Genomic DNA, 22,973 nt, shown 5'->3' with positions numbered 1-22,973 from the left:
CATTGCTCCCTATTTATTGAGAAATTGTTATGTCTGAAGATCAAAAACCAGTAGCTCCCGCTGAAACCACTGCAAGGTCTGAAAATGCCTCTCAGCCTGAACAGCCCGTGGCAGCAGCAACACCGATTACGCCGCCTTCGAGTAAACTAATTCCAACTGCGAAACGCACGCTGATCTTGATGTTTTTAATACTGATCATCGGTATCGGCATCATTTTATGGGCATGGAAAATTGGGCCATTTGACAGTGCCGTTGAGTCAACAGACAATAGCTATATCAAAGGCAAAACCACGGTGCTATCTTCGCAAATTAATGGCTATGTCAAAGATGTATTGGTCAGTGATTTTGATCACGTCAAAAAAGGACAGGTGTTGATGCATATTGATGCCACGACTTATGACCAAAAAGTCACTCAAGCAGAAGCTGGCGTGGATCAAGCGCAGAATGCACTATCCAATCAAAGCCAAAGTATTGCACAGCGTAAAGCCGATATTGTGGCGGCAGAAGCCAAGGTCGAACAAGCTCGAGCAGCGTACCAACTGTCATTGGCACAACAGCAGCGCTATCAACAGTTAGGAGACTCTGGCGCAGCGTCTAAATCGGAACAAGACAAAGCCTTTGCTGACACACAAAATAATTTAGCCTTAATGCAACAAGCACAGGCCAATGTCTTGGTGGCAAAAGAAGCGCTCAAAACCGCACAAGTGGCTGAAACAGGACTCAAAGCGCAAGTAACCAATGCCGCTGCACAACTGGATCAAGCTAAAACCACCAAAAACTACAGCAGCATTATCGCCCCGATGGATGGACAACTGGGTGAAGTGAACCCACGCGTGGGACAATATGTGGCAGCAGGCACACAGTTGCTCTATCTGATTCCGCAGCAAACTTGGGTCACGGCTAACTTTAAAGAAACTCAAATTGCCAACATGAAAATTGGACAAAAAGCATGGTTTACGGTGGATGCCTTAAATCATCAAAAATTTACAGGTCATGTCGAACAGATCTCCCCTGCCGCAGGTTCAGAGTTCAGTGTGCTTAAAGCTGATAATGCGACAGGTAACTTTACCAAAGTGGTACAACGCATTGCGGTACGGATTGCAATTGATCCGAATCAAACGGGCATTGAAAATTTACGCCCAGGCATGTCCGTAATTAGTTCAGTCGATACGCATGCAGCAAAGGATTAATCCTGTGAAAAAACGCCATTTTTCACTTACACTAAGCACCCAACCTGATTGATAAAAGTCCTATGTTTGAACAGATTGCGCAGTCCATTCCCTATCAGCACATCAGTGTTGGCGGGATCAATATCAGCATCAAACGTTTAGACTTGGTCCATCCACACATTTCAGGCAATAAATTTTTTAAACTCAAATACAACCTGTTGGCAGCGCAGCAACAAGGCTATAAAAAATTGCTGACTTTTGGCGGTGCCTATTCCAATCATATTGCTGCGACTGCCTATGCAGCACAGTTATTTGGTTTTGAAAGTCTAGGCATTATTCGAGGCGAAGAACTGGCCTGTAAACCCCTGAATACAACTTTAAATACAGCACAGCAATTCGGCATGCAATTGCAGTTTGTGTCCCGTGAAGCCTATCGTCAAAAGCAAAATCCAGCATACTTAGCACAGTTACAACAAGATTATCCTGATTATTATGTGATTCCCGAAGGGGGAACCAATCCCCTTGCCATTCAAGGCTGCACAGAAATTCTCTCTGATGAAGATCGACAAAATTACGACCTGATTTGCTGTGCAGTCGGTACAGGTGGCACCATTGCAGGCCTCATTGAAGCCAGTACTTCACAACAGCAAATTTTGGGCTTCTCCGCGCTCAAAGGCGATTTCCTTACAGCAGAAGTGCAGCAACTAACCAAAAAAAGAAATTGGCAAATTACCGATCAATATTGTTGTGGCGGTTATGCCAAAACCACGCCTGAACTACTGCAATTTATTCAAGACTTTGAGCAGCGCTATCAGATTCCATTGGAACAGATTTACACAGGCAAAATGCTGTTGGGCTTAACCGATTTAATTCAAGAAGGTTCATTCCCCAAAGATCATCGTATTTTGGTGATTCATTCAGGTGGGTTACAAGGTCGTTTAGCCGCACTTTAGATAGTCCTGAAAAAGCAAAAAAGATGGTCTATAATGCCCTGCTTTATTCTCCCGTGAGTGTGTCATGTCCGCAAATCAATATGATGTCTTAGTTTTAGGTGCAGGTGCATCTGGCTTAATGACAGCCTATATGGCAGCTCAACGTGGACGTAAAGTGGTGGTGGTAGAAAAAGCCAATAAAGTCGGCAAAAAAATTCTCATGTCAGGTGGGGGTAAATGTAACTTTACCAATCTGTATGTCGAGCCAAGCAACTTTATTTCACATAATCCACACTTTGTGATTTCAGCCCTCACTCGCTATACCAATTGGGACTTTATTGGAATGGTTTGTGAGTACGGCATTGAATATGAAGAGCGTAAACACGGTCAGCTGTTCACCCTAAAAGGTGCCAAAGAAATTTTAGCCATGCTATTGAGCGAGTGTGAAAAAACAGGTTTGGTCGACATTAAAACCAACTGTGAAGTAAAAGCAATTACCGCACTCGATGAGCAAGGTTTTCAAATTGCCACGACACTAAGGTATTTTGAAGCCGAATCTGTGGTCATTGCGTCGGGTGGTTTATCTATTCCGACCTTAGGTGGCTCAGGTATTGGCTATGAAATTGCAAAGCAATTTGGTCACCATGTTTATCCAACTCGCGCAGGTTTAGTGCCTTTTACCTTTTCAGATAGCTTTAAAGAAGTGACCACACGCTTAAGTGGCAACGCGGTCGATGCGACTTTATCGAATGACTTAAACGCTTTCACCGAAGCCCTTTTATTTACCCATCGTGGGCTCAGTGGGCCAAGCTCGCTACAACTGTCGAATTATTGGGATGTAGGACAAAGCTTCAAAATTGACTTCTTGCCAAATGTGGATTTGCACGACTACTTAAAAGCCAAGAAACACAGTCAACCCAAAGCCCTACTGCGTACTTTACTGGGTGAACATTTCCCGAAAAGTGTGGTGGTTGAACTGCAAAATCTGATTTGGCCTGAGCTGGCTGAAACAGCGATTGGCCAACTGTCGGATGAAAAACTGGAGCACATTGCAACGCGCTTACATGCGTTTGAAGTCAAGCCATCAGGAACCGAAGGTTACCGTACTGCTGAGGTAACTTTAGGCGGTGTAGACACCACTGAAGTTTCATCGAAAACCATGGAAAGTAAAAAGCAAAAAGGCTTGTACTTTGTTGGTGAAATATTGGATGTGACAGGACATTTGGGTGGTTTTAACTTCCAATGGGCATGGTCATCTGCGCATGCCGCTTCGGAATATGTCTAAGCCATGTACTTAAAACTATAAATTATTCCAAATAGTCAGTGCGTAGCAGTACGCACTGCTTTTGCTTCTGCTGACGGGCAAGCGCTAAGTCCATTTTCGCAATGGCAATATGGACATGGCTCGGCTGGATTACTGAACGTTGCGCCATCAAAGTTTTTTTTAATATTTGGATCATCTGTTTTTTCCTTTTTAAACTGCAATTTATAAAAATAAATCGTGAAATGTCCATGCAGCTATAATAAAAGTATAGGCATTTAAGTATTTCTAATTTATGAAATATCCATATTCCATATGCATTAAACATACCAAATTAAAGTTCATTCAACACTATAGAATTTTGTATTATTTTTCATCAGTTTTATCCGCATCACGGCCTTCAGTTGCCACAGTCGGTATTCTTTCAGCATTGGTCTGCTTTATCTCACTAGTCTTCGGTTTTGCAAATACAAATTTATAAGCACTCACAAAAAATCCAACCGTAATACCAGCGATGATGATTGGGGCAAAGTATTTATTTGGGGCTTTTTTTGACATCGGTTTACTCCAATAAAAAACACCAACCACCATCAGTGGTCGGTGTTTAGGGTGATTAATTTAGTCTGGATCTTTGGGATGAACATCAATATCTTGCTCAGCTTCACCCGTTGAACCAAAAGGTTTATTTAAAGGTTTATGCGCAGGATCGACCTCTGCTGTAGTTGGAATATCATCTGCATGTTGATATTCCTCTGCAACCGTTGGTGTATCCATTTGCTCTTTCAGTGAGGCATGCTCTTCTTTGCCTTGTGCGGATTGTGTGCTTTCAGCTTTGGCCTGATAAAGTGGATTCGGTTGCGTACCTTCTTTTTTGGCTTTATCTAACAAATCGGTCAAAACCCGTTCCGCAGGTTGACGCCCACCGAGACCAAAAGCCAGTGCAAATGCAATGGCAACTGCCCCAAGCGTTAAGCCAAAGGCCAAATTCACAATGGAATCTGCGATACCCATTGCCCGCAAGCCCATCGCCAATACTAAGCCAATGATCAAGACACGTACAATGTTCGCCACCCAACGAGAGCTGTTGTATTCACCACGCTCAATCACCTGAGCAACCAAGTTCGCCAGCCAGAAGCCCACGCCCAGAATGACTGCACCTAATAGGATGTTTGCACCAAACTGGATAGACATCGCAATCAAACCACTGATCTGTTCAAAGCCGAGTCGATTTGCTGCTTCAGAGACCGCAAATAACATGGTAAAGAACACAATGAAATAACCCACGACGCAAGACGCTTTGGTGTTTCCTAAGAAACGTTGCAAGCCAACTTTGTTTGGAATGTCATCTACACCTGTTCCCGACAAGACTTCAACCACAAGACTTGCGACAAAACGTGACACCACATAGGCCAAAATTAAAATTAATGCCGCTGCAATGATGTGCGGAATTGCATTCATGATTTCATACAGCATGGCCGTCGCTGGTTGAGAAATTGCATCAATGCCTAAAGCTTCAAACGCAATAATCAGCGCTGTGATAATAACCATTGCAAAAACAAAAGATCCGAGCACTTTAGCCAAATCTGAGTTTTTAAACAGTCCTACTTTTTCAACCTGTTTTTGTACATCTAGGCTTCTCAATAAGCCCTCAATAATGCCCCGTACAATTTTGGCTAAAATATAACCTGCAAAAACAATTACACCCGCAATAAAGATATTTGGTAGATACAGTACGGCTTCATTGACCATATTTTGGATCGGAAAGAGCAGCCCAGTCAGACCGAGTATCGACAAAACAATGGGTAAGAATAGTAATAAAATCAACCAATAGACAATTTCACTGATGTTTTGACTCAGCGTACTGACTCCGACATCCTGACTGAGTTTTTCATCTAACTGAGTTCGATCCAATCCTTTTTGTAAACCCACTTTGACCAGCTTTGCCACAATCCAGCCAATAAAGCCCACAGCAACAGCAGCCAACAATTGTGGTATAAACAACAAGAACTGTTGAACCATATTACTAAATGGCCCACTTACACTGGTGAGATTGAGAACATTGAGTGCACCGATCACCGCAATAATCAAGATGAGCCAAAACACAACTCGAGAAATAATATTTTCAATATTCGAGCGATGGCCAGTAGCACTGGAAAGTTTTTGGTTGGTCCCGAGTTTGGTTAAAACCTTTTTCACAGCACCTGCAATCAATAATGCAATAATCCAACCAATGATCAGGATGGCGATTGCGGACAGGATTGGGTGAAACTGGTCCCAATAATACATCGCATCAAATCGACCCTGATGCCCTACATAATCATTCATTTTGTTCTCCCTCTTGTTGTGTCTACATCACAGCGACCTTTGCTCAACTACAGATTTTAGTTTTGAAGTGATTGTCTGCCATGAGGTATGAATGAGAAATGGAATACCTTTTGATGACTGCTAAAGAAAAAACCCCTGTACATTACAAGGGCTTTAGTCACATTTAGCGGTCAGTTGCAGTCGCTGTATTGCTATCGTTGGCTGTCGCTTCGTCACCTGCTGTTGCAGTGGTACTGTTATTTGGTGTTGCAGGCTCTGCACTCGGATTCGGATGACCTGGAGGCGCCTCAGTCGGATTTGGCTTGGTATCTGCAAACATATAAAATAATAATGCGATTAAGAAAATTCCGACCAATGCCAATATATACACGGGCACGCGTTTTTTCTTCTGCCGCTCCTCTGGCGTTTGTACATGGGACGGTTTATTGAAATCATGTGTCATAGCTCCCCCTCAATTTTCTATTATCAAGTTGTCGAATTCTCATACTAACAACTGCTTGTGTAGCATTGTGTTTCAAAGCATAGTGAGATAGTAAACAAGCGCTTTATCTTAAGATAAATTATTATTTTATAAGACTTTAAAAATACTCATTCATCTGTCAATTCAGTGTTAAAAGTCATATAAAAAGTATTTCACCTAGGCATAGACAAAAAGAGTCTGGCGAACAGCGCTCTTCAACTGAATTTGCGCTATAATTATGCACCTTGTTTTAGCTGTTTTTGGACTTTATGGCATATCGTCAACAAAGTGTAACGCTTGATTTAGACACTGATGTTACGCACCAATGTCATTTGCACTACACGCGAGACCAACATCTTATTGGTATTATTGAATTTTCTAAGCCTAGTTATATTCTAAAATGGGGCGATCTGGAGTTTTTCCGTCGTCGTACTGAAGAGTTTTCAGTGATGCCTTTTCCTGAATGTGTCAATGCCATGATTATTGACATTCGAAATGTGCAAGCCTTTTTAGACAATGAAACACCCATCATTCCTTGGCGCTTACTGGAAGAAGAATGTCCTGTGCGTTTAGTTGTACCTCAAGACCGTTTAGATCACTATATTGGACTGTTTGAGCCAACATGGCTGACGACGGATATTGAAACGGCTATTTCTGAAATCCGTGAATATATGGATATGTTTGTGCACTAAGCACTTCTTGATACACACCTGCTCATCTCCTCCCCTTGCGATTGTGCCCCGTCATTTGTTCATAACGTACAGTCGCTTTTATTTTTTAGTTTTTAATCCTCTGCGGAAAGCGTAGGACAGTAAAACCGAATCTAACTGACCTTTATATACTGCGTCATAAAACAGTTCATCTTCAAAATAAAGCACTTTTCTTTTTTATTGCCGTTTTAGCATGTTCTACACGAACAAAAGCCATTCTGTCATGCATGCATAACGAAACGCATAACCAACCCTATAGCATTAGACATTAGCCCAATAAAATGAATTAGAAAACTTGAAATGGCATGCATTATGCATAATTTTATTTTTTAATATCAGAGGAATATAGTGATGCACTTATTTAAAGCATGATTAACAAAATATTAAATATCCCTCTTGAGCAGCAAAAGCAATCTCGATTAAGATGCAGACTAAGCTGTAAAAAAATACCATAAAAAGAACATCTTTTGCACAGAATAAAGCTTTAACCCAATTCTGACGTTTTTGATAAAAACAATGCAATTGATGCTGCAAACAAAAGGAGTTTGTACATGACCATGCAACGTAATCTTTCTGCTCTATTTTGTGCAAGTGCACTTGCGCTGAGCCTCAGTGCATGTAGCGACAACAAAGCACCTGCAACGGATGCAGCTAGCACTGGCGCAGATGCTTCACAGTCAGGCACTTTAGATAAGATTAAAAAATCAGGAACCATTGTTTTAGGTTACCGTGATTCCTCTATTCCATTCTCCTATATCGCAGACAACCCAAATCAACCTGTCGGTTATGCACATGATTTACAGCTCAAAGTGGTTGAGGCTGTTAAACAAAAGCTGAATATGCCTGATTTAAAAGTTCGCTATAACTTAGTCACCAGCCAAAACCGTATTCCATTGGTTTCAAATGGCACAGTCGATCTTGAATGTGGTTCAACTACAAACAACAAAGAACGCCAGCAACAAGTTGATTTTTCTGTGGGCTTCTTTGAAGTGGGTTCGCGTTTACTTACTGCAACAGATTCAGGCGTGAAGGACTTTGCTGACTTAAAAGGCAAAAAATTAGTGACGACAGCAGGGACAACCTCTGAACGCTATATCCGTCAGCATGAAAAAGAACTCGGTATTGGTGAAGTGATTTCTGCCAAAGACCATGCTGAATCATTCTTGATGCTCCAAAGCGGTCGTGCTGCTGCGTTTATGATGGATGACATTTTACTTGCTGGAGAAAAATCGAAAGCCAAAGATCCAAACAAGTGGCACATTGTCGGTACAGCACCAATTCAAGAAGTTTATGGCTGTATGTTACGTAAAGGCGACACGGGCTTTAAACAAGTGGTTGATGATGCAATTAAAGCCACTTATAGCTCAGGTGAAATTAACAAAATGTACAACAAATGGTTTGAACAGCCAATTCCACCGAAAAACATTAACCTGAACTTTGCTATGTCAGACCAACTTAAAGCCTTAATTGCAAACCCACATGACCGTGATCAGTAAACGATAAAGGAAAGATTAATGTTCACTCAGGCAAAGTTTCTTTGCCTGACCTATTTTAGGGGATTGTCATGAATTATACCTGGAACTGGGGCGTCCTTTGGCAATCCACAGGCGTCGGAGATAGCACCTATCTCAGTTGGATTTTAATTGGTTTAGGCTGGCTGGTTGTTATTGCCATTGTGGCTTGGAGCATTGCAATGGTGCTCGGAAGTATTCTCGGCATTATGCGCACGCTTCCCAATAAAACCGCACGTGCTATCGGCACTGGCTACGTCACCATTTTTCGTAATGTACCGCTACTGATCCAATTATTTATTTGGTTTTATGTGGTGCCGAATTTCTTACCTGGCCCGATCAAGTCATGGTGGATTAATGATTTAAGTGCAGGAACAACAGCACTGATTTCAGCCAGTATCGGTCTTGGACTGTTTACCGCAGCACGTGTCTGCGAACAAGTCCGTACAGGCATTGAAGCCTTACCTACAGGACAAGTCAATGCAGGTTATGCCATGGGTTTTAGTACCGCACAGCTATACCGCTATGTCATTTTACCGCAGTCCTTCCGTACGATTTTGCCGCCTCTGAGCTCAGAGTTGACCAACTGCGTCAAAAATACTTCTGTAGCCTCTTTAGTTGGGGTCTCCGAGATTATTTCGCAGATGAAAACCATCAGCGAATATACGCAGAACACCATCGAAATCTATACCTATGTCACGATTATTTTCATCGTTATCAACGTGTGCTTAATTACCTTAATGACGCTGCTTGAAAAACGTTTGCGTGTCCCAGGTTTAATTGCAGGAGCTAAATAATGGAATGGCTCACCGCATTTACCCATGATTTGCAGTTATCTGCACCCGCCCTATGGCATGGTTTAAGTATCACTTTAAAAGTGGTCATCATCGCCACCATTGGTGGTATTTTCATTGGCACGCTGTTGGCACTGATGCGTTTGTCTTCAATGCGCATCTTGAATTTAATTGCCCAAGGCTATGTCAATTTATTCCGCTCGATTCCTCTGCTGTTGGTATTGATGTGGTTCTACTTTGCTGTACCGTTCATCTACACCACAGTCACGGGAAATTACCTGACCATTGATACCGCTTTGGTCTCAAGTATTGTAGCGTTCATGCTGTTTGAAGCGGCTTATTTCTCGGAAATTGTACGTGCAGGGATTCAATCAATTCCTAAAGGACAGTCTGCCGCGGCTTATGCACTAGGCATGACCTATGGTCAGTCCATGCGTTTAATCATTTTGCCGCAAGCCTTTCGTAAAATGACACCGCTGCTGTTACAGCAAACCATCATCTTATTCCAAGACTCGACCATGGTGTACGCCATTGGCCTACTCGACTTCTTCCGCACCAACTACGTGCGGGGCGATTTGATGTCTCTATTAACGCAATATATTTTATTTGCAGGCTTGGTGTATTTCAGCATCAGTATGCTAGCCACATATGCCGTAAAACGATTACAAAGGAGGTTAAGCGTATGAGCGACCAAAAAGTAATGATTGACCTCCAAAATGTCAGTAAATGGTATGGCGATTTTCAAGTATTAACCGATTGCACCACACAAATTTGCCAAGGTGAAGTGGTGGTGGTCTGTGGTCCATCCGGCTCAGGCAAATCGACCCTGATTAAAACAGTGAATGGACTGGAAGCTTTCCAACAAGGTCAAATCACCGTCGATGGAATTCCCATCAAAGACCCTAAAACAGATTTGACCAAATTACGTAGTCGCGTGGGCATGGTGTTTCAGCACTTCGAGTTGTTTCCGCATCTCAGCATTACTGAAAATTTAACCATTGCCCAAATTAAAGTATTGGGACGCTCTGAAGCTGAAGCGAAAAAGAAAGGCTTAGGCTATTTAGAACGGGTTGGGCTGAGTGCACATGCACATAAATTTCCAGCACAACTTTCAGGTGGACAACAACAACGTGTCGCAATTGCCCGTGCATTAAGCATGGATCCGATTGCCATGTTGTTTGATGAGCCTACATCGGCGCTTGACCCTGAAATGATTAATGAAGTTCTTGATGTGATGGTCGAGTTGGCACATGAAGGCATGACCATGATGTGTGTCACCCATGAAATGGGCTTTGCCCGCCAAGTCGCCAACCGTGTGTTATTTATGGATCAAGGTAAAATTGTTGAAGACTGTAGCAAAGATGATTTCTTTAACACCAAACGTGGTGATCGTGCTCAACAGTTCTTAGACAAGATCTTGCACTAGTACAGACGTCTTATCCCACCTTAAAAAAAGCAGATCATACGATCTGCTTTTTTAATTCACGCTCTAGTCTAAAACCAAGCGCGCATTGGTGGCTTGAACAGGACGATTATTCGGATACCCCATCAGTGCAGCGAAGTTTGTGATTTGCTGTGCTGATGCCTGCTGAATATCTTTTAAGACCACCCAACGTACACCTTCAGTACACGGCGGTGTCGTGAGCGAACCATTAAAGCGGTAGTACTCGCGATGTGTCGGCAGAAATTGATCTGCGTTTAAATTGAGTGCTTTTTGGGGTTGCCTATATTGCTGCCATAGTCCATCAAGTGCTTGATTCTTTTTCCCTTGTTCATACATCACCGCAACCACAGCCAGCTCGCCTTTTTCAGAAGCATGAACTAAATGTAATTCCATCGGAAAACTTTTGCCGTGGATCGTATTTTCAGAAGGGCTATGTAAATGCATTTGTAATAATTGAAATCGTTCTCCCTCTAAACTTAAATAACTGCCTTGCTGAAAATTGGCTTGTAAAGTATGAGGAAGCTTCACGATACTCGTTGCAGCCGTTTTATAATCAAAATCAAGTGGTGCAAGGTCTGCTGAAATCACATGCTCGATATTAATGGGCGATTGATTATGCCCCGCACAAGTTTGGTATTTGCTATTGAGCTGGCTCCAATACTGCGGTGCTGTTTGTGCTTGATAACTCCAATCCGAAATTACTTCACTACTGGCCCAAGCCATCACACATGGGAGACCAAACAATGTTGCTATTAGTTTTTTCTTCATCATAATCCATCAAAAAATATCAGTTTAAAACGCCCCAATATCCTCTAAGAAATCACGCTCAAGCAGCAAAACCTAAAATGCCAATTCTGCTGCTTGTCTTTGTTTTTTGTGCAAACTCTGTAATCATCACTTTTCAGCAAAAAGCCAATATTGCCCGACTATTTTTTCTCGTTGTAGATGAAAAATGCTGAAATAGGACTGATCATATATGACAATAATTACAATTAATTACATATAGTTATGTGATTATTCATGTTTTATCTGTGATAAATTAAAATAAGAATGAGAAAATACAATCATGTTTAAAATTTTTCACTGATGCACAATCAGCACGCACATCTCATGGCATGAGCGTTCCCAAAGAGAACAAAGCAACGGAGACTCAGCTAACAATAACTGCTAACCGAATTTTTTTATCATTTTTTTGTGTTGCTACTTTTTGGGTTTAACTCAAAAGATAAAATATACACCTGTATATTTGAAATAAAAAAAAATTAGATAAACATAATATATTCATAAACTTAATATTAATTTATATTTTAACCCATGCACCACTGCAATGCACAAACACCATCATGGTGCACACTTTTGCTTTATATCGAGTCTTGTTATTTTTAAGCAAAACTTAATCAATATTTCCTTTTTGCTGAGATCTTCACGAAATTACAGGCATCAGTATACTGAGTTTCTTTTTGCAAAATTTTGCACTCAAATGGAACCTAAACATGCAAAATATTGACTTACTTTTTCTTCTTCTTGGTGCGGTTTTAGTCCTTGCCATGCATGCGGGCTTTGCTTTTTTAGAACTAGGGACAGTTCGTCATAAAAATCAAGTCAACGCTTTAAGCAAAATTTTAACGGACTTTTCACTTTCCGCAATTGCCTACTTCTTTGTAGGTTATTACATTTCCTATGGACACCATTTTTTCCATATCGGGGATACCTTAGCAGCTGATCATGGTTATAACCTGATGCGCTGTTTCTTCCTGCTCACTTTTGCGGCCGCAATTCCAGCCATTATTTCAGGCGGTATTGCCGAGCGTGCCAAAATGCGCTCACAAGCGATTGCAACCGTGTTATTGGTGGCCTTGGTTTATCCTTTTTTTGAAGGAATCGCATGGAATGGCAACTTTGGTTTACAACAGTGGCTACAAGATACTTTCGGTGCAAGTTTCCATGACTTCGCAGGTTCAGTGGTGGTACATGCTATGGGAGGTTGGATCGCTCTGGCTGCTGTGGTTCTACTCGGTGCACGTGATGGTCGCTACAAAAAAGATGGTCGTGTCAGTGCGCATCCTCCTTCGTCCATTCCGTTCTTGGCTTTAGGTTCATGGATTTTGATCGTGGGTTGGTTTGGCTTTAATGTGATGAGTGCACAGCGTTTGGATGCTATTTCAGGACTGGTGGCGATTAACTCACTTATGGCCATGGTTGGCGGAACTTTAGCAGCCAACTTCGCAGGAAAAAATGACCCTGGCTTCTTACACAATGGCCCTTTAGCTGGTCTCGTGGCAATTTGTGCAGGTTCAGATGTCGTACACCCGATTGGGGCATTGGTGATTGGCGCTATTGCTGGACTGATTTTTGTCAAACTTTTCACCTACACCCAAAACAAGCTAAAAGTCGATGATGTACTCGGTGTATGGCCTTTGCACGGCGTATGTGGTGCCTTTGGTGGGCTTGCAGTCGGGATCTTTGGTCAAAAATGGCTTGGTGGTTTGGGCGGTGTTGCGATGATGTCACAGCTGATTGGTACGCTCTTAGCAATAGGTATAGCTGTTATTGGTGGATTGGTGGTCTATGGCGCTTTAAAAGCCACGATGGGCATCCGTTTAAGTCAAGAAGATGAATTTCGCGGTGCAGATTTATCTATTCATAAAATCTCTGCCAACTCAGATGACAGTATGTTCTAAACACATTTCCACTTTAATGCGGCTCACATGGGCCGCTTTTTTTATTCGTATTGAACATGATAAGAGGCTTTTAGCGCTCTAAATAATCAAAAATCTCGGACAATGCCGTGATACTCGGTGCAGACATCTGTACTGAAGGAACATGAAAGCCTGATAACCACAGTGCTTGCATTCCTGCCTGCTGTGCACCTTGTACATCATTGATAGGATGATCACCGATAAATAAACACTGCTCCACATCAACAGCCAGTTGCTGTGCGGTGTCAATAAAAATATCAACTTCGGGTTTGGCTTGGCCAAACAATCCAGAACTATTGATCACATCAAAATAATGCTGAAAACCCAAGCCATTTAATATAGACAGCCGTGTGGCATGACCGCCATTTGAAATAATGGCGAGTTTATATCCAGCTTGCTTTAGACGGGTCAGTGTTTGCTCAGCCTCAGGCATTGCCACAGCACTACGACCAAACTGTTCAAACCAAAAATTGCTTAACGCTTCTAAATGCGGAGCCACCTGCCAGTTTAACTCCTGTAGCAACGCATAAGCCACCGAAGCACCGATGCTGGGATGGGTTAAATGCTCTTTTAAGGGATAACCACCATTGTCAATCCGATTCACAATCGACTCAACCTGTTCCACATCAACGCAGTTAAGTTGGCTTTGATAGATGTCGACAAGGCTTTGACTAAAAGCCGCAACACTTCGCCCACGATGCGTCAAGGTATTATCCAAATCAAATAGAACAGCACGTATCGACATGTTTAAACCTCATGTATTTGAGAGCAAATGTAACACTGAACCGACACTTTGTATTCGCCTTAAAACGATAACCAAAGCACAGATCATGCTAAAGCAGATGAAACAGGGTTTATGTTAAGCCTTGTTTAAGCTAGCGCTGTTGGAATAGCGCTTATTTTCAGAACATGGCCTCACTTGTGTCGGATCAGCAACGTTTTTTCATCCTTCAGTTTTTTATTTTGACGCTGGGTTTTGCCGTATTGTGGCTGCTCTTCCCTGTGGCGGGCACCATCGACTTACAACTGATTCACCCCTTTATGGATCAAACTGGTCATTTTCCACTAAAGCGTGACTGGGCCTTAGCAGAACTGAATCATCGTTATGTTAAAGACATCATCATCGCAGTGTATGTAATTTATTTACTGAAATGGCTCGCTTCGTATAAATGGGCTGCGTTCAAACCCCGCCGTTGGCAAAATGGTTATTTCATTGGCTTAGTCCTCATCAGTACCAGCCTCATTGGGATTTTAAAATCACAATCCGCACATGCCTGTCCATGGGACATGACTCTAGCCACGACACATGATTTCTTTTGGGACTTATCTGCCAGCGCAGGACATTGTTTCCCTGGTGGACATGCCGCGACAGGTTTTGCGCTCTTTGTGGGATATTTCGTATACCGTCTAAATGAACCCAAACGCGCGTGGTTTTATTTGCTTGCTGCCCTGATTTTAGGCTTTGTCATGGGTTGGGCGCAAATGATGCGGGGGGCGCATTTCCTTAGTCACAATTTATGGACGGCATGGGTGATTTGGCTGGTCAATGTACTGGCATATGCGCTGTGTTATAAACAGTTTACACTGTCCAGCCCAACTCAAGCCGAAACTACAGCTTAAAGATCACTTGAACTTGTAAGCCGCCCAATCCTGCACTTTGTCCAAAGTGCAGTTTGGCGCCAATTTTTTCTGCGGCTTTATCGACAATGGACAAGCCCAATCCACTGCCGACTTCCAGATGGTGATGTACGCGATAGAAACGCTTTAAAATATGATCATAAAGTTCTGGCTCAATGCCCGGTCCACTGTCTTCAATTTGAACAATGGCTTGCTGATCTTGCTGATAAATAGAGACATTAATCACACCCTGTTCAGGCGTATATTTAATCGCATTATCCAAGAGATTATAGACAATAGAATGTAAGGCTGAACTTTGAGTTTCTAGCCAAAGTGCTTCATGCTGTTCCAAGCCTAAATCGATGCTTTTGGCTAGCGCCAGCTCCATCAGTTGCTCCATACATTCAACCGCCACATCACTTAGCCCTAGCCTTTGTGTCGGTTCTAAACTTGGTAAGGAAGCATCCTGTTTCGCCAAATTGAGCAGTTGTGACACCAAATGTTGAGTCCGAATTAAGCCTAAACTTAGGTTTTTTAAGGCTTGGTGTTCTGGAAACTCATGCAGCAAAATTTTCATTTGCAAATTCAGTGCTGTAATAGGGGTTCTGAGCTCATGCGCTGCGTCGGCAATAAATTGCTTTTGTTCTTTTTGCGACAGCGAAATGCGTTCAAATAAACGATTCATTTCATTAATGGTCGGAAGAATTTCCAGTGGATAACCGTCTGGCTGAATCTCACTCAGTTCATATGGTTCACGCTGTGCAAGTTCCGCTTTAAACTCATCTAAGGGTTTTAGACTACGTCCAATAATCCAACTCAGCCCCCATAAAGCCAAAGGCATAAACAGTAAATATGGAATCAACATATTGGCCGCCAGCTCTAAAGCCAGCTTTTGTCTTACACTGCGCTGCTGACTGACTTGAATCTGGTACTTTTCTGTTGGCAGCACATAGGTATTCCATAGCCCCTGTGCCGTGTGATGGGTATAAAATCCAGCTTTTTTAACGGGTTGTATTAATAAATCAAACCCATGTTGCCATTGTTCAGGCAGTCCATACGACCAGACATCTACAAATAAATCTTCTTCGTGATAGTGTCTGTCCGCTTCAAATTCACTCTTAATTGGAGCGGGATCATGCGCTGCAACACGCTCTGCCAAATTACGCATTTGTGCATCGAGGATCTCATTGGTCTCTTCAAGGGCAATGCGATACGCTGCAATCACCAACAAACAGCCCATCACAATACTAAATAAAGAGGTATAGGTAATTAGTTGACGCTTTAAGGAAACAGGAGTCGGCTTCGCCATTTTATGCTTCAACCTGCCCCAAACGATAGCCTAAACCTCGAATGGTACGGATAAAGTCTTTGCCAAGTTTGGCACGCAAATGGTGAATATAAACTTCAATGGTATTGCTGTTAATTTCCGAATCAAGGTCATAGAGCTTTTCTTCCAAATTGGTTTTGGAAAAAATTTTATTGGGATGACTGACCAGAGGAATTAAAATAGCCCATTCTCGGTTCGACAAATCAATGGTCTGCCCTTTGTATTTGGCTAAGTGCAAATCTTCATCTAACTCTAGACCTGCATAACTCAAAGTCTGGCTTTGTTTTTGCTGTTTTAACGCGCCACTACGACGTAATAACGCATGAATACGTGCCAGCAACTCATCAAACTCATAAGGCTTAATTAAGTAATCATCCGCACCATGGTTTAAACCATCAACTCGGTTTTGTAATTGATCTCCTGCCGAAATAATCAGCACAGGCAAAGTCGGATAAAGCGAGCGAATATTTTTTAGGACCTGCATCCCATCCATCATCGGCAGGCCCAAATCCAACAACACCACATCAAATGGATATTGTTGTAATTGCTTTAAACCATCAAAACCATTGTTGACCCATACCACATCAAACTGCTGATAACGCAGCAGCGTTTGTGTGGACTCTGCAATCATAAAATCATCTTCAATAATCAATATTTTTGACATGGTCTAAGCGCTCGCTTTGGTCGCAGTACAGTGTTCTAACATATTATTTTTTGAATCAATCACCGTACTTTTTACCCCAAGTAAACTCAGTAAGCTTGGGAACAAATGATCTTGGCTTAATTCTTGGCTTTTTTGTTGCCCTAAGCAAGCGATTTGTTGCGGATTCTGCTTTTGCCATGTTTCTGAAAACCACATCAGCATCGGTACGTGGGTCTGTTGACTCGGTGCAATAGCATAAGGTGAACCATGTAAATACAGACCGTGCTCACCAGTCGACTCACCATGGTCAGATAAATACCAAAAACCTGTTTCAAAGTTTGAGTTTTGCTTCAATACACCAATCAGTTGACTCAACACATGGTCGGTATAAACAATGGAGTTGTCATAACTATTTTTCAGCTGTTCAGGTGTGCAGGCTTGAATGGCATTGGTTTCGCACATCGGTTGGAAAGGCTGAAACTTAGGCGTTGAACGCTTATAGTAAGCTGGTCCATGACTGCCCATTTGGTGTAACACAACTAAACGTGGCGTTTTATCATCAGCCGCAATACCAGCCATATACGCTTTTAAGCTATCCACCAAAATTTCATCGGTACATTCGCCATCGGCTGAACACCATTTTTTCTGTATCGGTTCTGGAATTTTATACTGCTCAACCCGATCACAAACGCCTTTACAGCCAGAGTTATTGTCAATCCATGTCACTTTGTAACCAGCACGCTGTGCAAGATCTAATAAACCTTCACGGTGGTGCGCTAACTGTGCATCATAGTTTTCACGTGGCATGCCTGAAAACATACAAGGCACAGAAACCGCAGTGGCTGTCCCGCAAGAACTGACTTGATTAAAGTTGATGACATTGAGTTTTTCCAGCTCAGGATTGGTCTTTTTCGCATAGCCATTTAAAGAAAAACTTTCTGCACGTGCCGTTTCACCGACCACCAAAACCATCAATTTCGGCAAGTTTTGCTGTCCGACTTGCTTCACCAAATGAGCATCTTCACCATAAGTCACCAACGGTAAATGCTGCTGTGGTCGATTCTTTTTATAATACGACAGGGTTGAACTGATCGCATTTTGCGGTGAAATCATCCCTTTGAGATCACGATGCTCACGGAAAATCGCGGCATAATCAACAAAGAAAATAAACAACATGCCTGCAATCAGTAAAATAGAAACTGCACTACCGAACAGCTTGTGCAATAACACGGTTTTAAAAGGATCACGGCGGATTTTGACCTTAAATAAAACCACTAAAGGTAGTACCACCATCGCCCCAATCCACAGCACAAGACGCCATGACAACAAGTCGCGCACTTCATTTCCATCGGTTTGCATCATGTTTTGAATTTGATCTGGTGTGATCGAAACGCCTAAACTGTTGACAAAATAGGCACTCATTCCACCAATGATGATCAATAACGCAGCCAACCCTTTAGCCATCGGCCGCCACTGTAACAGCTGAAAAACCAAATGATAAAAAGCCAACACCACCAAAATGGTAGCGCCGATAAAGGCATAAGCTTTGAAACCGTGATACGGTGTAAGCAACTGAACTTGCTTGTAGAACATCACGTTTAAAACCACGGCTAACCACAGCGCCAAATAGATGTTAAAGCGCGAAAGTGAAACTTCTTTAAAAATAGACTGCAAATTGAACATTTTAAATCATGTCTTGCTGAGCGGATGCCCCAATGTAGTTTTCTAAACTTAAAACTCGCTTAAATAAAAAAGGCACTGTCTGTGCAGCGCCTTTTTTCTATCACTTAAACATTAAAATTTGTACTCGATGCCCGTACCTACTACAGGTTGTTTGGTTTCAAATGATGCTTGTTCAAGCGTCAAAATCCCTGCGTAACCATAAGCTTTAACTTGCTTAGTAAAGGCATAATCAGCACCTGCAATAAACTGCTGTGCATCAAAGTCATCTTTAGATGTTTTAAAGCTGGTTGAGTTTTGACTGTACTGCGCTTTCACTGTCCAAGCTTTGGCAGTCGGTAAGTTATATTCAGCCCCAACCAACCAGCCTTGTGCATCGTCTATGGCAGCCGCGGCAGCATCATTGCCTTGTACATCCGCCACTTCAGAAGTTTGATATAAGGCTTTCAGTGCCAAACCATTATTCAGATTTACTCGACCAATCGCGCGTAAGGTATCTGCTGCTGCAAAAGCACTGCCTGCCACCCCGCCAGTCACTTCAGGCACTGACGCATTCAAAGTGCCACGTCCTGCAAAGGTTGACGGAATGGCCTTATCATAACCAACCCCTGCAACAAACTTTTTACTGTCATAGACCACTGATGCTGACCAAGCATCGCCCAGACCACGCCCTGCAACTTTTGCCCCGCCTTTAGATTTTTCAATACCACCAGCTTCACCTGTTGCTAACAGTGCCGCAGCTTTCAGTTTACCTGCGCCCACTCCCCAAGCAGGTGTTTCATAGACCAGCACGTTATCGACTCGGTTTTCACCCGTGAAAATCCCCGCCACATCGGCTTTGTTGGCCACATAGTTATTAAAGGTATCTACCACTGAAGACAGTTGTTTAACGGGGGTATCAATTTTACCGACTTTCAATGTGCCAAGTTTCTGGTCTTGTAAGCCAACGAGTAAATTACGCGGAACGAAAGTATCCGTGCTACCACCATTGTCCACATAGAAGGTAAATTCAGCTTGGTATAGTGCATTTAAGCAATCTGTCAGCTTCTCTTCGCCCTTTAACCCCAAAAAGGAGTTGTTAGAATTCAGCTCGACCACATCGCGGTCTTTATTTGGCGAAGCATTGTCTTCAGGTAAATAATCGGCCGTGACATCAATTTCACCATAAAAAGTAGGTGCTGCGAATGTTACCCCTGCCACTAAACTTAAAGCGATTGCGGCTGCAATTTGTGTTTTCATTATCGAAATATCCTACGGTAAATTTGTTACAAATATTACCGTTCAGACATATATGACAGAACAATTAAAAAATTATTTAGTTATATTTTTTAATTGTTTATGTCACTATTTAGCACTTTTTATGATTTATTTATGAATGAATTATGAAAGGTCTGAATGCATCGCAATGCCACGCCATTTGAAGATAAACCACATGCTCAACATCGCAATGACTACAATCATACACAGATAATTAAAATAGCCGAGCCAATCTCCCAATAGACCGCTCACACTATACAAACCGCCACTGACAGTAGCCATCAGCGCCACTTGAAAAGTAAAGTCCGTACCTGCCAGATGTTTACGACTGTACTGCATCACTAGGGTGAGCATGACCACCAGCAGCATCGATGAGGTCATATCTTCAAAGGCATTAATCAGATAAATCAACCACGGCTGAATACTGTGCTGGTTTTCATATTGAAAGGCTAACCATGTATAAGCCGCCAGACTGAATATTTTAAGCACTGAATACAGCACTAAAGCCGTGGCACGGCGAATCAACTTCAAACTATAGCCCGCAAGTCCTGCACCCATTAAGGCGGCACATGCACCCAGCATGGTGACATAAAGCCCTATCTGAGAAAAACTCAGACCCAAATCGACCATTAAAGGCTTCAAAAGTGGCCCTGCTAAACCATCCGCTATTTTAAAGCTCAATAGCACTGCTAACCATGCTGTGAGTACGGGACTCTGGACAAAATAAGCCAAATAGTTTTTGATCTGTTGGAATTTAAAAGATGTGGTCTGAGCTGCTGAAACTTCTCGATGTTTTGGCTCTGGATAAATTAAAATCGGCAGCGTGTTTATAAAGACAATTGCCGCCAGCATCAAAAAAGTGGTCTGCCAGCTCAGCCAATCTAGTGCCCACAAGATTGCCCCACCACCGACAATAAAACCCAGACGCGATCCAATCACCTGAAAGGTATTGCCCCAGTTCTGTTGCTCCCCTTTTAAAATATTGACCGCCAATCCATCGGTTGCAATATCTTGCGTTGCCCCTAGCAAATTCATACTCAGGAGGCCCACAAAGAAAGCCCATAAATAAATAGGTTGATTTAATCCATCAATCGGGAGGAAAGATAGTCCGATCAGCACCAGCACCGTAAGGAACTGTAATGGAATAATCCAACTACGATAGTGGCCGAAACGGGTGATCCCAAAATGATCTAACACTGGTGCCCAAAACACTTTGATCGACCACGGCAACATCAGTAGTCCGAAGCCCCCAATCTGTGCCAGTGACACACCCTGTGCTCTTAAAATGACAGGCAAGGCATGGGTCATAAACCCAACAGGTAAGCCCTGCGCCCAATACAATGAAAACAGCAAAATATATACATTGCGAGTCTGTAGCATGCTGTTCCTATATACATGGATTGGTCAAAATGTTCATCTGAGATCGGTATCCGTTCACTTTTTTTGCCAATGAATTCAAGCCAATCAGTGCTTATGATGAGATGATATACATCTTGGTCGATTGAGTATAATAACAATGAACCAATATTTTCCAGAACTACCAGATCAAGTTCCAAGTCGTAACTCGTCTACATTCACTCGCGCTATTTTTAAGCAGCTCTTTTTAGCGCAAGGTTGGCGCTTTGTTGGCGAATTTCCCAACCTCCCCAAAGCCGTTGCAATTATTTCACCGCATACCTCAAATATCGATGCATGGCATGGTTTTACAGCTCTATTGGGCTTAGGCCTGCAAATCACCATTTTTGGCAAGAACAGTTTGTTTCATACCCCGCTGAAACCTTTACTTGAGTGGATTGGCGTCATACCAGTCAATCGTAGCCATGCCCAAGGTTTAACCCAAGACATTATCGATATTATTCACAGCAAAGAAAAAATTTGGGTCGGTATGGCACCTGAAGGCACACGTAAGCAAGCGGAATCCATCCGTAGTGGCTTTTATCACATTGCGTATGGTGCACAGATTCCAATTGTGATGTTTTCCTTTGACTATGCACAAAAAACTATCCACTGCTTGGGTGTGTTTCATCCTACTGGGGATTTTGAGCAAGACCTAGAGCATATTTTAGATCTGTATATCGGCAAATTTTCAGCGAAAAACCCAAAATGGTTGGCCAAGCCTTTACAAAAACGCTTAAAAAATAGCTAGTAAATCAAGATCGAATCTGCTGAGATGTGCACCATTATTTGTTTTGCGTTTTAGTATTTTTGACCATGAATTTTGCTCGTTTATCTCTGATTGGTGCACTCACACTGACTATGGCAGGATGTGATCTTGCATCAAAGAAAACACCAACAACAACTCCCATTCAAGCTCGCGAACCTGTGATTGCGATTGCACTCGGCGGTGGCGGTGCCAAAGGTTTTGCACACATTGGGGTGCTTAAAGTTTTAGAGTCGCATGGTATTAAACCTAAAATTGTCACGGGAACCAGTGCGGGAAGTTTTGTGGGTAGTATCTATGCCAGTGGTAAAACGCCTTTCCAGCTTCAGCAAATTGCCTTGACCTTAAAAGAATCGGACATTCGAGACTTAACCCTCAACTCCCAAGGGTTTGTTCAAGGTCAAAAACTGCAAGACTATGTCAACAAACACGTCGGCAACAAACCTATTCAACAGTTCCCTATCCGCTTTGCAGCGGTAGCAACCCGTCTCGACACCGGACGTAAAGCCGACTTTATCAAAGGCAATGCGGGCCAAGCAGTACGTGCTTCATGCAGTATTCCGAACGTTTTTGTACCTGCAGTGATTGGTGGAACCAAGTATGTTGATGGCGGTCTAGTCAGCCCAATTCCAGTCAAAACAGCCAAGGACATGGGTGCGGATATTGTGATCGCGATTGATATTTCAGCGCGCCCTGTCGGCAACAAACCCCTCAATATGTGGGGCTTGCTCGACCAGACCATTAATATTATGGGGCAGCAAAGCATCAATGAAGAATTGAGCCAAGCGACTGTGGTGATTCAACCCAAAGTCGGACACTTGGGCACTTTGGACTTAAAAGCCAGCAATCAATCTATTTTAGAAGGTGAAAAAGCTGCACAGCTCAAAATTAAATCGATTGAAAAAGCCATTGTCGATTTTAAAAAGACCCCAGCTGCTTTTAAACCTGCCCCTAAAGCCAAATTCTAAAAAATTTGATTTTTA

General features: G+C 42.5%; 23 protein-coding genes. 12 read left to right on the top strand and 11 right to left on the bottom strand.

All coding sequences use genetic code 11. The annotated features are described in order from the left end of the window. The first annotated feature begins 29 nt into the window (after positions 1-29). The 3 genes from AC4CVD_RS04465 (at position 30) to AC4CVD_RS04455 (ending at position 3,386) form a co-directional block, all read left to right on the top strand. Positions 30-1,190: an HlyD family secretion protein gene (locus AC4CVD_RS04465; RefSeq protein WP_114836864.1), complete on the top strand. Its 1,161-nt coding sequence runs from the start codon at positions 30-32 to the stop codon at positions 1,188-1,190. Between the two features lie 62 nt (positions 1,191-1,252). Then, complete coding sequence (locus AC4CVD_RS04460) at positions 1,253-2,122, top strand: 1-aminocyclopropane-1-carboxylate deaminase/D-cysteine desulfhydrase (RefSeq protein WP_490752174.1); 870 nt, start codon at positions 1,253-1,255, stop codon at positions 2,120-2,122. Between the two features lie 64 nt (positions 2,123-2,186). Continuing rightward, positions 2,187-3,386 (top strand): BaiN/RdsA family NAD(P)/FAD-dependent oxidoreductase, encoded by a 1,200-nt coding sequence (locus tag AC4CVD_RS04455; RefSeq protein WP_490752172.1) that lies wholly within the window; start codon positions 2,187-2,189, stop codon positions 3,384-3,386. Positions 3,387-3,408: 22 nt separating this feature from the next. Here AC4CVD_RS04455 and AC4CVD_RS04450 read toward each other — a convergent pair whose 3' ends face one another. The 4 genes from AC4CVD_RS04450 to AC4CVD_RS04435 form a co-directional block, all read right to left on the bottom strand. After that, positions 3,409-3,561: a hypothetical protein gene (locus AC4CVD_RS04450; RefSeq protein ID WP_490752170.1), complete on the bottom strand. Its 153-nt coding sequence runs from the start codon at positions 3,559-3,561 to the stop codon at positions 3,409-3,411. Positions 3,562-3,728: 167 nt separating this feature from the next. Next, positions 3,729-3,920: a hypothetical protein gene (locus AC4CVD_RS04445; RefSeq protein WP_490752168.1), complete on the bottom strand. Its 192-nt coding sequence runs from the start codon at positions 3,918-3,920 to the stop codon at positions 3,729-3,731. Positions 3,921-3,980: 60 nt separating this feature from the next. Continuing rightward, the gene (locus AC4CVD_RS04440) at positions 3,981-5,687 is read right to left on the bottom strand and encodes a mechanosensitive ion channel (protein WP_490752166.1); all 1,707 of its coding nucleotides are present in this window, start codon (positions 5,685-5,687) and stop codon (positions 3,981-3,983) included. Positions 5,688-5,850: 163 nt separating this feature from the next. Next, the gene (locus tag AC4CVD_RS04435; protein WP_490752164.1) at positions 5,851-6,129 is read right to left on the bottom strand and encodes a hypothetical protein; all 279 of its coding nucleotides are present in this window, start codon (positions 6,127-6,129) and stop codon (positions 5,851-5,853) included. Between the two features lie 287 nt (positions 6,130-6,416). Between AC4CVD_RS04435 and AC4CVD_RS04430 the strand changes: the two genes are divergently transcribed. The 5 genes from AC4CVD_RS04430 to AC4CVD_RS04410 all read left to right on the top strand — a co-directional run bounded on the left by AC4CVD_RS04430 (position 6,417) and on the right by AC4CVD_RS04410 (position 10,588). After that, on the top strand, positions 6,417-6,839 hold the full coding sequence (locus tag AC4CVD_RS04430; protein ID WP_004694572.1) for a hypothetical protein: 423 nt from the start codon (positions 6,417-6,419) through the stop codon (positions 6,837-6,839). Positions 6,840-7,408: 569 nt separating this feature from the next. Continuing rightward, positions 7,409-8,353, top strand: coding sequence for a transporter substrate-binding domain-containing protein (locus tag AC4CVD_RS04425; protein WP_010326225.1), 945 nt, complete (start codon positions 7,409-7,411; stop codon positions 8,351-8,353). 68 nt (positions 8,354-8,421) lie between these two features. Continuing rightward, the gene (locus AC4CVD_RS04420) at positions 8,422-9,165 is read left to right on the top strand and encodes an amino acid ABC transporter permease (protein WP_004981232.1); all 744 of its coding nucleotides are present in this window, start codon (positions 8,422-8,424) and stop codon (positions 9,163-9,165) included. Continuing rightward, the gene (locus tag AC4CVD_RS04415; protein WP_490752161.1) at positions 9,165-9,848 is read left to right on the top strand and encodes an ABC transporter permease subunit; all 684 of its coding nucleotides are present in this window, start codon (positions 9,165-9,167) and stop codon (positions 9,846-9,848) included. The genes AC4CVD_RS04420 and AC4CVD_RS04415 overlap by 1 nt, the downstream gene beginning before the upstream one ends. Positions 9,849-9,862: 14 nt before the next feature. Further along, positions 9,863-10,588, top strand: coding sequence for an amino acid ABC transporter ATP-binding protein (locus AC4CVD_RS04410; protein WP_010326224.1), 726 nt, complete (start codon positions 9,863-9,865; stop codon positions 10,586-10,588). Positions 10,589-10,651: 63 nt separating this feature from the next. On the opposite strand, the gene AC4CVD_RS04405 is transcribed toward AC4CVD_RS04410, so the two are convergent. After that, the gene (locus AC4CVD_RS04405; protein WP_010326223.1) at positions 10,652-11,374 is read right to left on the bottom strand and encodes a carbonic anhydrase; all 723 of its coding nucleotides are present in this window, start codon (positions 11,372-11,374) and stop codon (positions 10,652-10,654) included. A gap of 725 nt (positions 11,375-12,099) precedes the next feature. Between AC4CVD_RS04405 and AC4CVD_RS04400 the strand changes: the two genes are divergently transcribed. Next, positions 12,100-13,287 (top strand): ammonium transporter, encoded by a 1,188-nt coding sequence (locus AC4CVD_RS04400; protein WP_058952170.1) that lies wholly within the window; start codon positions 12,100-12,102, stop codon positions 13,285-13,287. 70 nt (positions 13,288-13,357) lie between these two features. Here the strand turns inward: AC4CVD_RS04400 and AC4CVD_RS04395 are convergent, their stop codons facing one another. Continuing rightward, entirely contained in the window at positions 13,358-14,050 is a 693-nt protein-coding gene (locus tag AC4CVD_RS04395) for an HAD family hydrolase (protein WP_005399962.1), read from the bottom strand. 164 nt (positions 14,051-14,214) lie between these two features. Here AC4CVD_RS04395 and AC4CVD_RS04390 point away from each other — a divergent pair, with 164 nt between their 5' ends. Further along, entirely contained in the window at positions 14,215-14,925 is a 711-nt protein-coding gene (locus tag AC4CVD_RS04390; RefSeq protein ID WP_005399963.1) for a phosphatase PAP2 family protein, read from the top strand. On the opposite strand, the gene AC4CVD_RS04385 is transcribed toward AC4CVD_RS04390, so the two are convergent. From AC4CVD_RS04385 to AC4CVD_RS04365, 5 genes are all read right to left on the bottom strand, one after another. Then, complete coding sequence (locus AC4CVD_RS04385; protein WP_490752158.1) at positions 14,915-16,231, bottom strand: ATP-binding protein; 1,317 nt, start codon at positions 16,229-16,231, stop codon at positions 14,915-14,917. The two genes, AC4CVD_RS04390 and AC4CVD_RS04385, sit on opposite strands and share 11 nt — an antisense overlap. A gap of 1 nt (position 16,232) precedes the next feature. Then, complete coding sequence (locus tag AC4CVD_RS04380) at positions 16,233-16,913, bottom strand: response regulator transcription factor (RefSeq protein WP_490752156.1); 681 nt, start codon at positions 16,911-16,913, stop codon at positions 16,233-16,235. A gap of 3 nt (positions 16,914-16,916) precedes the next feature. Continuing rightward, on the bottom strand, positions 16,917-18,575 hold the full coding sequence (locus tag AC4CVD_RS04375; RefSeq protein ID WP_010326219.1) for a phosphoethanolamine transferase: 1,659 nt from the start codon (positions 18,573-18,575) through the stop codon (positions 16,917-16,919). A 111-nt stretch (positions 18,576-18,686) separates the two neighbouring features. Further along, complete coding sequence (locus AC4CVD_RS04370) at positions 18,687-19,811, bottom strand: porin (protein WP_490752154.1); 1,125 nt, start codon at positions 19,809-19,811, stop codon at positions 18,687-18,689. Positions 19,812-19,952: 141 nt separating this feature from the next. Next, complete coding sequence (locus AC4CVD_RS04365) at positions 19,953-21,209, bottom strand: MFS transporter (protein ID WP_490752152.1); 1,257 nt, start codon at positions 21,207-21,209, stop codon at positions 19,953-19,955. A 136-nt stretch (positions 21,210-21,345) separates the two neighbouring features. Between AC4CVD_RS04365 and AC4CVD_RS04360 the strand changes: the two genes are divergently transcribed. Continuing rightward, complete coding sequence (locus tag AC4CVD_RS04360) at positions 21,346-21,975, top strand: 1-acyl-sn-glycerol-3-phosphate acyltransferase (RefSeq protein WP_005399968.1); 630 nt, start codon at positions 21,346-21,348, stop codon at positions 21,973-21,975. A 65-nt stretch (positions 21,976-22,040) separates the two neighbouring features. Continuing rightward, a complete protein-coding gene (locus AC4CVD_RS04355) occupies positions 22,041-22,958 on the top strand; it encodes a patatin-like phospholipase family protein (RefSeq protein WP_004981268.1) in 918 nt (305 codons plus the stop codon). Positions 22,959-22,973: the final 15 nt, after the last annotated feature.

The organism is Acinetobacter sp. LipI_23, from assembly GCF_058243045.1.
This window is presented reverse-complemented; position numbering and strand designations above follow the sequence as displayed.